Source organism: Chromobacterium sp. HL1 (genome assembly GCF_057418835.1).
Genome location: NZ_CP162399.1, coordinates 863,121 through 879,426, shown reverse-complemented (window position 1 = coordinate 879,426; position 16,306 = coordinate 863,121). Strand labels below are relative to the sequence as shown.

General features: G+C 60.7%; 3 protein-coding genes. 1 reads left to right on the top strand and 2 read right to left on the bottom strand.

Translation table 11 applies throughout. From position 1 onward, the window contains the following. Nucleotides 1-1,074: 1,074 nt before the first annotated feature. Nucleotides 1,075-1,404 (top strand): hypothetical protein, encoded by a 330-nt coding sequence (locus AB1Z25_RS04000; protein ID WP_486636604.1) that lies wholly within the window; start codon nt 1,075-1,077, stop codon nt 1,402-1,404. A 129-nt stretch (nt 1,405-1,533) separates the two neighbouring features. Here AB1Z25_RS04000 and AB1Z25_RS03995 read toward each other — a convergent pair whose 3' ends face one another. Then, nucleotides 1,534-2,019, bottom strand: a complete 486-nt coding sequence (locus tag AB1Z25_RS03995) for a hypothetical protein (protein WP_253314319.1) — start codon at nt 2,017-2,019, stop codon at nt 1,534-1,536. Then, nucleotides 2,009-16,078, bottom strand: coding sequence for a hypothetical protein (locus AB1Z25_RS03990; protein ID WP_486636603.1), 14,070 nt, complete (start codon nt 16,076-16,078; stop codon nt 2,009-2,011). The genes AB1Z25_RS03995 and AB1Z25_RS03990 overlap by 11 nt, the downstream gene beginning before the upstream one ends. Nucleotides 16,079-16,306: the final 228 nt, after the last annotated feature.

Genomic DNA, 16,306 nt, shown 5'->3' with positions numbered 1-16,306 from the left:
ACCATGACAATATTTACAAACACAGAAAACCCAATTTAAATGCATGATTTTTAAGTACAAATTCAAAATTTCAGCCATTTTCAGCCGCTGTAATCATGAGTTCAGCTTCTTTATCAGCAGTAAAAATCACGCCATGCAAAGCCGCCGCCAAGATTAAACCGCGATATAACGGCAACCATTCAAGCGCACAGCGGCTTAGAACCTGTTCAAAATCTCTCGGACAAGAGTGAGATGAGGAGAAAACCGCTGAGACAGCGGACTGCACAAGCGCTATATGAGCATTTCGAATGCTGTACTCACCGTGCGATGTCTGACGAAATGCAACAGACTTTGAATAGATTCTTACAAATCCCAGGCAAGGCAGAGAGCAAAGCCCCCCCTTCACACCACCTCCGGCGCCTTGACAGATATTGCAGAAACTTCTCAACCCGGTAGTAACGCAGCAAGAAGGAGAAAGCGCACCCTCATGCCGACTGCGGCAGCGCCTAAGCGTGGCCGGACAGTACGGCAGGCATGAAACCAGGGGAAACAAGAGTAAAACGATGGCCGCCCACTTAATAGAGGGCAGCCAGCAGACAGGGAAGAACAGACAAGGAACAGACACAAACCCCCTGTGGCCGCCAAACGAGGGGCTCCCGACAAGCTCTTCAAAACGCCACACGGATCTGGTTGAAACGCGGTGGCGAAGCCGTCCATCGCCAGAAGTAAAGAAGGATACAGCAAGGCGCAAAGAGCAGCTCCGTTACGCCATCCCCGCCGCAAGCCACGCGGACACGCGCTAGGGTCTGGCACGACGCAAGCCCCTTGCCTCCCCGCCGCAAGCACGTGATAATCCGGCCGTGCTGTGACTCAGCACCGGGCTTGGCAGCTCGAACCAGTAAGGCGGACAGCCGCCGCACGCGGCATTTTTACGTCCGTTGCACACCACAGGGTAAGTCTTACGCTAAGGCTGGCCGTGGTGGGGGCGTGCTTGCACGCGCCGGGTCCTTACTGCCGGTCTGCCAACCCTGCCACGCGCCTGTCTCCACGCTTGGCAGCTAAGGGGGCAGGTTTAACGCTCAGTAAGGAGTCGTCATGACTAGCCCCGTTCATGCTCATTCCCACCACATCCCTTCTCTCTCCACTTTGCTTTTCCAACTGAAAAGCTTGCGTCAGCAGGATGCCACGCTCCACCCGATTGACCCGCTATTGCGGCAACTCGACGAGTACTGCGAACACTTCGATCACAACCTTCATCTAATCAGCCTGGAATTCAATCAAGTCAGCACCGCCTTGTCGGCGCTGGCGGCAATGCTGGAGCAATCCAAGCTAGACACGCTGGAATGCGAGCAGGTGTATTGCCTGCTGGAACCCTTCGCCCACCGCTTGCAGCAAACCACGATGCAGATGCAGGAACTGGCTTGAGCCTTATAAACGACCAAAGCCCCGGGAAGGGGCTTTGGGGAGGCTTGGGCTTATAAGTTACGGCGCTGCCAAAGGTCGTGTTGCCAAGGTGCCGCGTGGGCAAGCCTTTTGGCTTGCCCACCCTACTTGCTAGGGTAACGCTATATAACGCTCATCAGTGATATTCATACCTACAGCACGAAGCAGTTCTCTAAAAGCATCAATGCGCTCTGGAAACATAGCTATATGCAGCACAATCGTTGCCATTGATTCGTCCTGTTGGTATCCCCACCACCGCCATCCTCGATCACGAATGGCATCAAGCCAAGATAAAAATTCCCACGGTAAAGAATCCCAGTTTTGCTGAGGAGTTATGGCAAGTAACTTATCTGTTTCTTCCTTTGAAAGCTCTGGTATTTCACGTTTTAGCCAATCAGGGAGCATTGCTTTCCACTCATCATCAGATGGCCAATTTCTTACTGACTGCTCCGCGATCATACTTACTATAGTCATCAACTTTTCCATTGCCCCCTCAGGATCAGCACCCAAGTCAACATTAAATTCCCATGGATTAGCTGGCATTGAATCAAGCGAACTCCTTAACTTAATTCTCTCAAGCTCAACTTTATTTTCCAATTCTACCGGTTCCTTGACTAATTGATTTCATCAGCTCATCAAAATAAGCCTTTGGCAACCCAAACTGATCAGGATATGGATCCCTACTAACAATTGGCTTGTCTGGATATTGACGAGCAAATCGTTCTGGCACTGCTTCTGTACGAATTTTTTTCACCAAATTCAAATCAACGTCGAACGACTTCAACTCTGCCCCTGGCAACCCCTTCTCAATCTTAGTCTGAAGATACTGGGTCGCTCGGCCTTCTTGACCAAAATTCAACCAAACAACTGAATTATTGCCAGGCACTAACGAAACTTGCCCATACTCACTGATTACAAACCTCTGGTTCGGGGTTCCTTCAACACGATATGCCTTAACCGCACCCAGGACTTCTACCCCTTCTTTACCCACCCGGGTTGCCGCCCGCATGCCCCCCAGGCCTCCGGCACCCAACCCGATTCCCACCTCCATCACCTGGCCAAACTCAGCATCTTTATAAGTTGAGCGGAATGAATCCAAGAAGGGGACATAGTCGCTGCCCCCCGGCAAGGCAAAGCCGCCAAAGAGGTTAGCGCTGCCCTCTACCAAATTCAAGCCGGCATTCCACAACGCACTACCCAAATCACTGACCGTATCAGCACCACTCCTGTAACCCAGAGCTTCAAGACCGTATCGGGGCCTCTCCGCCACCACCGACACCGTCGGCAACCTTGCCTCATTGCCATCCACCGAGTAGCCCGACCCGGCATCACTCATCACCTCTTGCCCGCGCTGCCACTTGCTGGCATCCGCCACCATCACTCCACGCTTGTCGTAGCGGCTTTGCTTGGCCTCGATCAGCATCTCCTCCATTGCTTGAGCCATGCGCTCTGCTTCTGGCTTAGGCTTGGGCTGCTCATCCCGTTTCTGAATACCGCTCACCACCTGGTCGCCTAGCGCGCTGCCAAACGAATTAGCCGCCAGGTCGCTCCAGTTCGGCTGGTGATTCTCTCCCAATACAGATTGGATAGCGCCGCCAACCATGCCGCGCACGGTGCCATAGCCCACATTGGCAAAGGAGTTCATCTCTCCGTCCGGCTTGATGCCGCTGGTCGCCCAAGCCGCCACCCCGGCTACGCCCACCGCAGTCCAGTTAAATGATTTTTGCAAACCCGTAGCCATGGCCACGCCTTGCGCCAAGGTGCTGCCCACCATGGCCTGCGCTGCGGAATTGAAGGCTTTATCCGCAAAGAGATTGACCCCGCCGGTATAACGCATCGCCCCGGCGGTGATGGCGGACAGCCCCACCTGCTGCCAGGAAAAGCGATCCTGCATGCCCATCGCCATGGCAGCGCCTTGTCCGGCAGCTGAACCCGCTGCGCCGCCGACAACCGCGCCGGCAATCTCGGCGTAAGTGATCGAACTGCCCGCCACGGTTGCGCCCCATGCTCCCGCCGTTCCTGCGGCAGCCGTTGAGCCAGCCGCCGTGGCTCCCGCCCCCGCGGCGGTTGCCCCGGCCGTTCCCGCGCCGGCCGCAGCTCCGCTTGCGCCGGCGGCTCCCGCTCCTGCCGCACCGGCCCCTCCAGTCAGCCAACTGGACACCAAGGGACCGACATAGTAGGCCACCACCATCACTATCACCATGACGATGAAGGTTCCCAAGCCACCGCAACCGCCCCCGCCCGAACGAGGCGGCGGCGGCGGCGGATCCGGCAGCGTCGGGGTCACATCGCCAATCGCCTCACCCGGGCTATACACTCGGTAGGTGCCGCTGCTGTTGTGAAGGTTGGTGACTTTATTCGGCACCCGCAGCGCCTGACCTGCAGCCAAGGTCTCGCTGCCGGTCAGACCATTGGCGTCGGCCAGCAAATACCACAGCGACTTGTCGCCCCACAGCCCTGCAGCCAAACTCTGCAGCGTATCACCACCACGCACGGTTACCGTGCTTGGGGCCTGTCCCGGATAATTGGGGGCAATTGGTTCGTAGTTCTGATCAAAGTCGGCGCTGCTCACCGCCACGCCAAAGCGGTACTGGTCTTTCTTGCCGCCCAGTTGGCCTTGGGCCAATGCTTGCGCAAAGTCCATGCGACTTGGGCCATCATTGCCCACCGCGCCCACTTGCTTGCCGTCAACGTAGTAATAGTCTTGGCGCTTGTAAACGCTTTGCTTATCCAGTTCCTCGCGTCGAATCACCACCCCTTGGGCATCGTTGATGTAACGCAGGCTGCGCTGACCCTGTTCGTCGATAGCCTCTTTCAGGTGACCGTTGACATCGTAGGTCAAATGCGAGATCCCAGGCCGCCAATCCGGCGCATCTTTGTTGTACGGTTGAGCGGTAATCTTGGATTGCTTGGCCTCATCCCACCATTCGTACTCGTAATAGGTGGTGACTGTGGTGGTGTCCTCTTGCTGAGTGGATTTCAAGGTTCCGTCTGCCATCAAGCCGTATTTGGTCGCTTTACCGTCCACCACCTGCCGCAGCATTTTGTTGTCCGCGTCGTAATCCGTATGCGTCTTGCGGGCCTTGGCCTGGCCATCCCAGCTAAAGCTTTCCGCATCGGTCACCCGGCCCAACAAGTCATTGCTGCGCCGATACGCCAGCTTGCCGTTGATCTGGGTATCCGTCAGAAAACCGTCTGCGGTGTAACTGTACGTTTCCACCGTGCCATCGCCGCCATTGCTCGCCTTGGCCCGTTGCCCGAAGCCATCGCACTCGATCCGGATACCGCGGCTGCCCGCCATAATATTGCCGGAGGCGTCACGGCTGCCCTGGGTTACGGTGAAACGGTTCATCGCATCATAGGCGTACCAGTTGTCCTGCACTTGCTTGCTGCCATCCTTGCCATCCTGATATTCGCTGTAGACGCGCTGACGGTTGCCCACCGCATCGTACTGATAGCGGCTGAGGAAACGAGGATCCTTGATTTCGATCACCCGGCCGCGTTCGTCGTAGCGCATAACGGACTGTTGGTAGAACGTCAGGTGGTCGCGGTCCGGACCGCTGGCGTAAGCCTCATAGTTTTTACGGCCGTCGTCGTCGTAGCCATACAGCGTAAAACGATTAGCAGCCCTATCCTCCATGCCCTGCAGATTGCCATTGCCATAGTAGGTGTACAGGATATTCTGGCCTTTATCGCTCTGTTGGCGAATCAACTGGCCCGCGTTGTTGTACTGGTACTGAGTCACCCGGCCGCCCAGATCACGGTGTTCGCTCTTGAGGCCGAACAAATCCACCGCATCCTGCATGGTCATATTGTTGGCGTTGGTGGTGGTAGTTCGCCAACCGCCCACCACAATGCCGCCGGCACCCTTCAACTGAGCATCCCAGGCATAGCTGTAAGTGGTATGGCGAGAGGCCGCGCTGACCGTTTCCAACACCCGGCCCAAGCTGTCGTAACGCGTCGCCTCCGCAAACACCGTCTTGCCGTCGCTTGTACGGTGGGCAATTCGCTGTCCAGCGCTATCATAGTCGTACTCGTCATAACCACGGCTGCCGTCCACCCGCTGAGCGCGGTCCAGCCGCTTGAGGCGGCCAAGCTTGTCGTATTGATAATCTTGTTGGCGCTGGCCATTAACTGTAACGATGCGCAGATTGCCCAGGCTGTCGTAAGCCATTTCCTTGCTGCTGCCATCTGCATGGCGTTCACGCAGTACCTTGCCCTGCCCCTCCTGGCTGCCTGCCAGCCAACGCTGGCGGTTTTCATGCCCATTGGCGTCTATGCTGGACACCAAATTTCCCACCGCGTCATAGCCGTAACGCGTAACAGCTTCGTCGCCCAGTTTGTCGCTGCCGTCGATATTCTTCAGCACATCGCCGTTGTCGTCGCGCAACTTGAGCGCAGCTTCGCGCTTGGCGACCAGCTTGCCGGCCGTATTGTATTCAGTGCGAATGCTATTGCCGGCACCATCGGTTTCGCTAATCACTTCGCCGAAGGCGTTGTAGACTTGGCGGCGCACCACAGTTGCGTTGTAAAGTGACTTATCCACAACCCATTGCAACGACTCGTTCTTGAGCTCGCTATTCGTTCGACCTCGATGGATGTAGCCGCTAGTTTCCAAAGCCGAGCCATCTGCGCCGTTAAGCACTTGCCCCGCAGCATCGCGCAGCACAAAACGGTACTCGTAGTCGCCCTCTTTCCAGTCATCCACATTGAGCAAAAAGTTACCGGCGGCATTACGCATGGTCTGAGTCTGTACCCAGTCGCCGGCGCCGCCTTTAACGCGATACGACAGGTCCAGCCGCATGGCATTTACCTGTTTGGGGTCGAACTGAACATACAAGGGCAGCGTCAGGCCCGAGCTTTGATCCAGTTTGACCTCCTTGTCGCCCCCCAAGGCCAGTTGTCCGCTCAGACGATTGATCATGTCGCCGCCCGAGTTGAAAATCCGGTATTCGAATTCGTAGTTCCCCGACGGCATGCCATCTTCGCCGGTATCCCAGTCGAAACGCCCAGGACCGTCAGCGTTTGGCGTCAATGTTTTTACAATGTAATCACCTTGGCTGCCCACAGGACGAAAACGCACGCTGCCACTGGCCGCCAATGTTGACTGGTTGATCAGATGAACAATTTGCTTTTGGCTACTCCAAGGAACGGGCTGAACGACCGACAGCGGCGCTCCAGGATGAAAGCGGCCCATAATTTTATTCAGAGGCTTTTGAAAAAGCAGCACCCATACCGGCTTTGGGACCCTGCCGGAAATACCCATATCAGTCCATCCGCCGGCGACAAACTCCACTTGATACTCATACTCATCACCAACGGTTAAGCCATAGCGAGCGGGATCAAGAACAAAAAGACCGTCCTTCATCTGTTCCGACGGCTTATCAAACTTAAATACCTTGCTCCATTCCTCATTTTTTTTGCGAAAAACAATATTAGCTTGAACCGCAGTCGGATCCACTCCCAAAAAATGCAAGGACCCATCAGCCTCCATATAGGAGTAAATGCCATCATTCAGTGGAATAGAGCCTGCCGGAACGAGAGATGGTGTATCGCCTATCTTCATCAGGCCTTGCTCGGCATTCCACACTTTTCCCTGATCATCCAATGAGAAATAGCGATACTCATAATCACCCTTCCCCATTGAAGAGTAGTCATGAATAAACCATCCACCTAGGTTTTTTCCATTAACTTGCATGGGAGGAACACTTGTAGACTGCCAACCAGCAGAACCTTCCACCGGCCTAGTCAAGAGCAATAGTTTACTGGCTTTGGGGTGTTGATTTTTAAAGTAAACTTTCCTCAACACTTCATCGGACATCACTCCACCAGTTATATTTTTTGAAATAGTAAAATCATCATAATACTCATCATACCTTCCAACCCTATGACTCCCAGTAGGACCATCAGATCCATTGATACTAAATTTCGCAACTTCAACCGCCCCATTTCCGGTATATTTCACAAGAGATATGGAGAACTTCAAGTCATTCACCATAAAGTACACAGAACTGAATGAAAACTTGATTTTGTTACCTGTTGCAATTTTTCTATCTGTAAGCGTTACTCCCTGCCACCCAACCAAGCCGTTTATTTTCAAATCAACTGGACCATCCCCATAAAAATCTAACGGACCAGGCAGTGTTACCTCAACATCTACTTCATTCGCGCTAACCTGCTCTACCCCCCCCTTCCAGCCATCCCACCACCAGCTCATGCCTTTAACGAGAATAGATATTTTCGCCGCATCACCACTAGAGATATCCGCGCTACCACCAACAATAGGGCTGGTTATTACAGGCTTTCTCGTCTCCACCGGCCCCACTGTTACCGCATCTCCATTGCCGGTTAAGGGCTTGGCCACTTCCCAGGCCTTCACTTGTACCGACTGCGTATCGGTGGCGTTGGCGATCTTTGGCTGATAAGTGGCTACGTGCTGATTACGCGCATCGTAATCATCCAGCTTCAAGCGGTAATCATTCAGATATTGCTGATAGTTAGCGCTCTTGGTGTCCGCCAGCCTGTTTAATACCAATTGCAAATCTTGACTACGCAGCAAATTCTGGCTATCCGAGCCGGACTCCACCGTCATCGTGGCATTGCCGTTGGCATCATAACCATACAGTTTGGTCACCCCCCCCGTGTTGCCGCGAATCAGCCGACCTGCGGTGTCATATTCACTGAACTCCTGCCAAGCTCCTTGACGATTAACACTAGTCCGCTTGCCTGTGATTTGCCCCCAAGCGTTGTAGCTCACCTCCTGCCACACCCCAGTCGCGACATCCTGTTTAGCCGTTTGCAATTTGGCCGCATTGTAGGCATACAGGGTGACATCCTGCCCTCCCGCCGCCTCCTTGCGCTCACGGCGGGTACGCGTCACATTGCCCACCGCATCGTAGTCGTAGAACGTGATATTGCCTTCGGCATCCCGCGCCCAATCTGCACGGCCGCCCAGGCTGTAATGGGTTTCGCTGAATACGCCGTCCACTCCGGCCTTGACAATCTTGGTCGTCAGGCTCAAATCGTTGTAGCTGGTATCGGTGGTCGGTCTTATGCTCTGCCCAGCCTGATCGATAAATACCGCTTCCTCGCGATGGACTTCGCGGCCCAACGCATCGTAGCGGATGTCGGTGACAGCACCCTTGGCATCGGTTTTCTGCGTCAGCAGCCCTAAAGCGTTGTAGCGATACAGGGTACGCACGGTGCCGGTCTGACGGGTTTGCGCAATAGCATCTTCTTCGGGCTTACTAGAAACATCCAGACTAGCCTGCTCGTAATAGTCGACATTCAGCCGACGTTCTTCCACCAGCCTGCCCATGCGGTCATAATCAAACTCGCTGACACGGTCTTGGGCACCAGGTTTGAGCAGACCACGCGCTGCATCCAGCGTAATACCCTCAGCCGGCACCGTCACGGCGGCGGCATAGCGCGTTTCTCTCACCGGCTTGCCGGCGGCGTTGTAGTTCCAAGCCACAGCGTAACCAGCGGCATCCACCTCCAGCAACTTGCGTCCGGCACGGTCATACCAGCGGTGTATGCTGCGCCCGGTTTCACCACGAGCATGCGCCAGATTCCCGTTTGCGTCGGTTTCCCGAATTACATTGCCATTAGCGTCGTACTCGCGGCTGCTAACCAGATCGGTATGGGACAAAATATCGTAATTACTTTTATCGCCGTTATCGTCGTTTGGCTGACGATGCAGAACCACAACCTGTTGCTCTGGCACAATGGTGCGCTTAAGGCGGTTGTTGCCGTCGTAGACGTAGCGGGTTTCGCGAACGTCGGCATTCGCCGGCGCCGGCACGCCGCCGTCCGCCGACAGGCCCACCGGGCTGGCGTAGACGCGCTGGACGAGGATGTTGCCCGCCGCGTCATAGTCCCATTCGCTCAACACGCCGTCGCCGTTGCGCTCCGCCATTTTACGCCCCAGCGCGTCGTAGCGGCTGCGGGTGATCTTGCCGTTGGCATCGGTGAATTCGATCTGCCGGCCGGCGGCGTCGTAGCGCCAGCTTTGGCTGGGGCTGACCGTGGCTTCGCCGCCGTCCAGGGTGTAGATCGGCAGCGCGTCGCCGGTCTGGCGGATCAGCCGGTTGTTGGCGTCGTATTGGTAGCGGGTGGTGCGCTGCTCCGGCTTGCCTTCGGCTTCCACTTGCAGCGTGCGGTTGCCGAAGCCGTCGTATTCGAAGCGTTTGACGATGCCCGACGGACTGGTCTCTTTGAGCACCCGGCCCTGCGCGTCGTAGATGTAGTGGTAGGTACCGCCCAGTTTGTTGAAGTATTTCAACTTGTTATTAAAAGCATCATAAGCCATCCGCTCGACGCCGCCTTCGGCGTCGAAGATGCGGGTCTGCCGTCCCAGCGCATCGTGTTCGATCCGGGTCACTGCGTCGCGCTGGGCGTCGACGATCAGGGTCGGCGTCAGGCCGGGTTTAAGCGCGGCGGTGTCGACGCGCTGGGCGTAGCGGGTGATGCGGGTGGTATGACCGAGCGCGTCGTACTCGGTGGCGGTGGCGTAGCCTTCGGGATCGATGTGCAGGGTCTGGCGGCCGAGCGCGTCGTAATAGTTGTAGCCGCTGTAGCCGCGCGGGTCGGTGATCTTGACCGCGTTGCCGGCCGCGTCGTATTCGGTGACGGTGACGCCGCCCAGCGCGTCGGTTTCGCGGATCAGCCGGCCGAGCAGGTCGTAGTCGCGGCGGGTGGTGTGGCCGCCCGCGTCGGTTTCGGCAATGCGATTGCCTTTGGCGTCCAGTTGATAGCGGGTGGCGGCGGCCAGCTTGCCGCCGTCGCCGCGGGTTTCCTGGATCAGGCGGCCGGCGGCATCGTAGCTTTGGTGGGTGACTTGGTCGGCCGCCGAGGTCAGCAGGCGCTCTCGAATCGCCGCCTCGTCCCACCGTGACACGGCAGTGGCCGCCTCCTGGCTCTGGGCTGCGCCTTCACGGCGGACTTCCACATTGCGAGCGTACCAGCGATTGGTTTGCCCCCAGCCCGCGGCAACCTGCAGCCACACCCGCGCGCCTTTGATCCCTGGTGGAATCGTTAAGCGGCCCTGCACATGCTGGAGGCCCGCCTGGCCAGCATCGCTATAACTCGCCCCCACCCAAGAGTCGATAAAGTTTACACCATCGTTCGAGTACTGGAAGCCGATGCCGAACGGTGCCGGCGTCCGGCCGTCATCCATGCTGCCACGGATGACGTCCATCCCAAAGCTGTAGGTCTCTCCTTCCTTGACCGCGATCATACCGCTGGCGTAGCTGTCGCGATCCGGCTGCAGGATGGCCTTGCCGTTGCCTGGGAAGCCCACCTCGTTGGCTCTTACGCCTTGTACGCTGCCAGCCCAGCTCGGACCGCCATGCGGATGGTTCACTAAATTGCCGCTGATCGGCTTGGCGTAGCGGATGGTATCTGTGATATTGCCCGCTGCGTCGTAACGCCGTTCAGTCACATAACCCTGCGCGTCTAGACTCAACGTTGGGCGACCCGCTGCGTCGTAGCTTTGGCGAGTCACTTGGTCAACCGTCGAGGTCAGTAGGCGCCGCCGTATCGCCACCTCGTCCCACTGCGACACGGCATTGGTCGCCTCATTGCCCTGGCTACCCCCCTGACGACGCACTTCCACATTGCGCGCATACCAGCGGTTGGTCTGCCCCCAACCCGCAGCAACCTGCAGCCACACCCGTGCGCCTTTGATCCCCGGCGGAATCGTCAAACTGCCCTTCACATGCTGGAGGTCCGCTTGGCTAGCGTCGCTATAGCTCGCCCCCACCCAGGAGTCGATGAAGTTCACACCGTCGAGCGAATACTGGAAGCCAATGCCAAACGGCGCCGGCGTCCGGCCGTCATCCGTGCCGCCACGGATGGCATCCATCTCGAAGCTGTAGACCTCGCCTTCCTTGACCGCGATCATGCCGCTGGCGTAGCTATCGCGATCCGGTTGCAGAATAGCGTCGCCGCTGCCAGGGAAGCCCACTTGTTGGGCACTCACGCTCTGCACACTGCCAGCCCAGTCCGGGCCGCCATGCGGATAGCTCACCAGGTTGCCACTAATCGGCTTAGCGTAGCGTATGGTGTCCGTCACCCGCCCCGCCGCGTCGTAACGCCGCTCGGTCACATAGCCCGCCTCATCGATGCTCAGGCTCGGACGGCCCGCCGCGTCGTACACCGTGCGCGTGCTCTGGTCTTTCTCATGGGTTATCAACCGCCCCGCCAGTTCAGCCGCCGTCAGCGTGGAGCTCAGGCCATACACCGATACCGGTGTCGCGTAGCGTCGGCTTTGCACCGCCTGCCCCGCCGCGTCGTATACCGTTTCCGTCATCAGACCTTGCACATTGAGGCTGTAACGCAAGCGGTCATTGTCGTCGTAGATGTAGTGGGCGGTTTTGCCCATCGCGTCGGTCTTGGACACCACATTGCCCTGGCCGTCGTATTGATACACCGTGCTCTGCTTCAGCCCCTCCGGGTCCACCGTCTCCCGCACCCGACGACCGGCGCCGTCGTATTCGTATTCGGTGGTCTTCGCCTGCGCCGTCCCCGCCGCTTCCGTCACCCGGATCTGCCGTCCCTGGGCGTCGTAGCCGTAGGTGGTCGTCAGCTTGAGCCCGTCCGGATCGACGATCAGGCTGTGCAGCCGGCCCGCCGCGTCGTAGCGCTGTTCGGTCACCCGGCCGTTGGGCTCGGTTTGCCGCAGCACGCGGCCCTCCGCGTCGTATTCGGTGCGGCTGCTCAGTTTCAGGCCGTCCGGGTCCACGGTGCGTTGCAGCACCCGGCCCGCCGCGTCGTATTGGTAGACGGTGCGGGCGCCGTTGGCGTCGACGCTCTCGATCTGATGACCGGCGCTGTCGTAGCCGCTACGGGTGGTCCCCGCCGGCGTGGTGGTGCTCAGCACTTGGCCGTCGCGGTTGTATTGGTAGGTCGTCGCCTGACCCAGCCCGTCGATCAGTTGCACGATGTCGCCGTGGCCGTTCTTCTGGGTGATGGTCTGGACGCCGTCCGCCTGGGTGACGGTGACGCGGCCGCTGGCTTCGTCGTAGGCGGTGGTGGTGGCGCGGCCCAGCGCGTCGATCTGGCGCAGCACCCGGCCGAAGGCGTCGTAGGCGTGGCTTTGACGGCCGCCTTGCGGGTCCTGGACGCTGATCTGGCGGCCCAGTTTGTCGTAGTCGATCCGGCTGCGGTGGCCGTTGGCGTCGACGCGCTCGGTCTGCCGGCCGAAGGCGTCGTAGCTCGAGCTTGATCCCAGCGCCAGTCCTTCGGCGTCGCGGGTCTGGCTTTGCAGCAGGCCGCGCCGGTCGTAGGCGCTGGTCTGCACGCTGCTGCGCGCGGCGTCCAGCCGCTGCCGATAAGCCACGGCTTCGCCGAAGGCGTTGTAGCGCCATTGTTCGCGTTCGGCTTCCAGCCGGTCGCCGGCGGCGAGGCGTTGGCCCAGCCGGTTGTATTGGCTGGTTTCGAGGCGGTCGGCCTCGCTGCTCAGCCCGCCGGGCAGGCCGCTTTGGTTGCCGCCGTTCAGCGCGGCCAGCGCGCCGGCGCCAAGCCGGGTGGCGTAACGCTGGGTGGCGACGACGTCGCCGAAGGCGTTGTAGCGCACTTCGCTGATTTCGCCCAGGCTGTTGAGGGTGTGGCTGAGGCGGCCGGCGGCGTCGTAGTAGTACAGGGTGCGCGCGCCGGCACCGCCCTGGCCGTCGGGGCCCAGGCTGGCGGTGCGTTGGCCGCCGGCGTTGTAGTAGTGGCGAGTGCCCCAGCGCGCCCAGACGGCGTCGATTTGCGGGGCGCCGGCGTCGGCGCCGAGCGCGGCCAGCGCCTGGGCGCCTTCGCCGGCCAGTTCTTGCGTCACCCGGCCCTGGCTGTCGTAGCGCTTGAGCTGGCTGCGCGCGTCGTCGCCGGCCTGGCGGGTGACGGCGATCACTTGGCCTTGGGCGTCGTATTGGTAGCGGACGATCAGACCACTCGGCCGGTGTTCTTCGCGCAGCAGCCGGTCGGCGGCGTCGTATTGGCGCTGCACTTGGCGGTCGTTGCGGTCGGCCGCCGGGCGCAGCGCGGCCAGCGTGTCGCCGCCGCCGACGCGGGTGGCGTAGCGTATCGTTTGCGCAATGCGGCCTTGGGCGTCGTAAACGGTTTCGTCGAGGTAGCCTTCGGCGTCGATCCGGCCCACCAGCCGGCCGGCGCCGTCGTACAGGCTGCGCGTGCGTTGGTCGGCGCCGTCGCTGGCCGGGCGCAGGGCCTCCAGCGTGTCGCCGGCGCGGGCGCGCTGCGCGTAGCGCACGGTTTCGATCGCGCGGCCGGCGCCGTCGTAGCGGGTTTCGCTCAGATAGCCTTCGCCGTCCAGGCTGGCCAGCAGCAGGCCGTCGCGGTCGTAGTAGCGGCGGCTGACGCGGTCGCCGGCCGGATCGGCCGCCGGCTGCAGTTGGACGTCGGCCGGGTCCAGTTCGCCGGGCTGGCTCGCCAGCGCCGCCAGTTGTTCGGCGCTCAGCCGCGTGGCGTAGCGGGTGCTGCGGGTCAGCCGGCCGGCGGCGTCGTATTGGTGGCGCTCGACGCCGCCTTCGGCGTCCACGGTCTGGACCAGGCGGCCCAGGCTGTCGTATAGCCGGCGTTCGATGCGGTCTTCCGCCGGATTCGCCGCCGGACGCAGCGCGGCCAGCGACAGCGCCGCCGGGTCGCCGCTCAGCCGGGCGATGTCGATCCGGGTCGCGTAGCGCAGGCTGGCGATGATCTGGTCGTTGCCGTTGTAGCGCCATTCGGTGACGTCGCCGGCAGGATCGATCTGGCCGACCTTGCGGCCGCGTTCGTCGTAGAGCAGGACGCTGGCGGCGCCGTTGGCGTCGATCAGCCTGACCGGCTGGTGGCGCGCATTGTATTCGCTGCGCGCGGTGCCCAGCGGGCCGCCGGCGTCTTGCTGCACCACGGCCAGCAACTGGCCGGCCGCGTCGTAGCTGCTCACCGTGCTCAGGCCGTTGCTCAGGCTGACCCGGGTCTGCCGCTGCGCGTCCTGGTAGACGGTGGTGGTGGCCACGCCCGCGCCGTCCCGGCTGCGCACCACGCGGTTCAGGCCGTCGTAGAGGTAGTCGGCCAGCACCGCGCCGCTGACGCCGTCCAGCTTCTGCAGCAGATTGCCCGCCGGGTCGTAGACATAGCGCACGCTGCTGTGCCGACCGTCGGTCACGCCCTTGCCCTCGGCGTCCAGGGTGGCGTAGCGGGTGGTGCTGGCCACCAGACCGCGCAGGTCGTAGCCGGTGTCGCTGCGTTCGACGCGGGACAGGTCCTGCTTTGCCGCCCAGGCTTGCAGTTCGGCTTCGCCGGTGGCGTCGTCGGCGCCGGCGAACACGCCGCCCTGGTACAGCAGCCGGCTGACTTCGCGGCCCTGGGCGTCGTAACGGCGCTCTTCCACCCGGCCTTCGGCGCTGAGGCTGAAGCGCAGCCGCAGGCCGCTGGCGTCGTAGACGTTGCGCCGGGTGCCGGCGCCGTCGACGGTTTCGCTCAGCAGCTGGTTCTGGGCGTTGTAACGGCGTCGGGTCTGCTGGTTCTGCGCGTCGCGCACGCCGACGCGGTTGCCGGCGGCGTCGTAGTCGAAACGGGCGGTTTGGCCGCGGCCGTCGGTGATCGCGCTGACTCGGCCGTGGCCGTCGTAGTCGAAGCGTTGCTCGACGCCGCCGCCGGCCACCTGTTGCAACAGGCCGTCACGGTAGTTCAGTTCGGTGCGCAGCCCGGCGGCGTCGCGGACCACGGTGCGCTGCCCCGCGGCGTCGTAGTCGAAGGTGGTGGTCAACGTCTGCTCGCCGCGCACGTCGCTGACGCTGAGCACGCGGTAATCGCCGTCCACCTGCGCATAAGCGAAGTCCAGCCGGCTGCCGTCGCTCTGCTGCAGACTGGCCAGCCGCTGGCTGGCGCCGTCGTACACATAGCGGGTGGTGTAGACCTGGCCGTCGGCGACGCTATTGTCGTCGGGGCTGAGGTCGGTGGTGACGCTGCTCAGCCGGTTCTGCTCGTCGTAGCCGTAGCGGGTGCGGGTCAGGGTCTTGTTCTGCTCGCCGTCGCGGTACACGCTGCGCAGCTGGCTCAGATGGCCCTGGGCGTCGTAGTCGATGAACAGCGTCTCGCCGTCGGCGCTGTGCAGGCTGACGATGCGGCCGGCGCCGTCGTAGCCCAGCGCGATGGTCTGGCCGTCGCGGCTTTGCACTTGCTGCAGCCGGCCGGCGCCGTCGTAGCGCTCCTGGCTCTGGCTGTCGCCGTCGGTCCAGATCCAGGCCTGGCCGTCCCAGCGCACGGTGTCTTCGGCCCCGGCGCCGCCTTGCGCCAGGTAGAGGCCGCGCGCCGCGTCGTAGCGGTACAGGGTGTCGCTGCCGTCCTCGGCCTGACGGCGCAGTTGCGAGCCGGCGCTGCCCGGGGCGCCGCTGAAGTCGAACAGCTGACGGCTGTAGCCCAGGCGCCAGTTGCCGGTGTCGCCGCCCTGGCCCTGGCTGTTATAGGTGCGGACCAGCTGGATCGGCAGCCCGTTGCCGGCGAGGAATTCGTCGCGGCGCTGCAGCACCAGGTTGCCGTTGCCGGCGTTGACGTAGACCCGTTCGCCGCCGCGGCCGAAGGCGGCCTCGCCCAACTGACCCTGCCCGCCCAAGGCCGCCAACGAACTGTTCTGCAAGCCCAAACCCACGCCCGACACCACTGCAACCATTATGCGACCTCTCGAAAATCAGATTATTCGAGAAGTCTTATCTGGGAAATGGATCAAAAGTTTAGGATGAAATGCAAAAAACTCATGCCAAGACGGCGGTAAAATTCACACTTTCCGTAACTAACTGGGGCAACTCTCTGCCCGCCATAGCCGCAGCCCGCCGCCAATAGTCATGCGGCGGTCTCCAAGCGCCTTGCGGCGCCATGCCCAAGCTGCGCATGACCGACG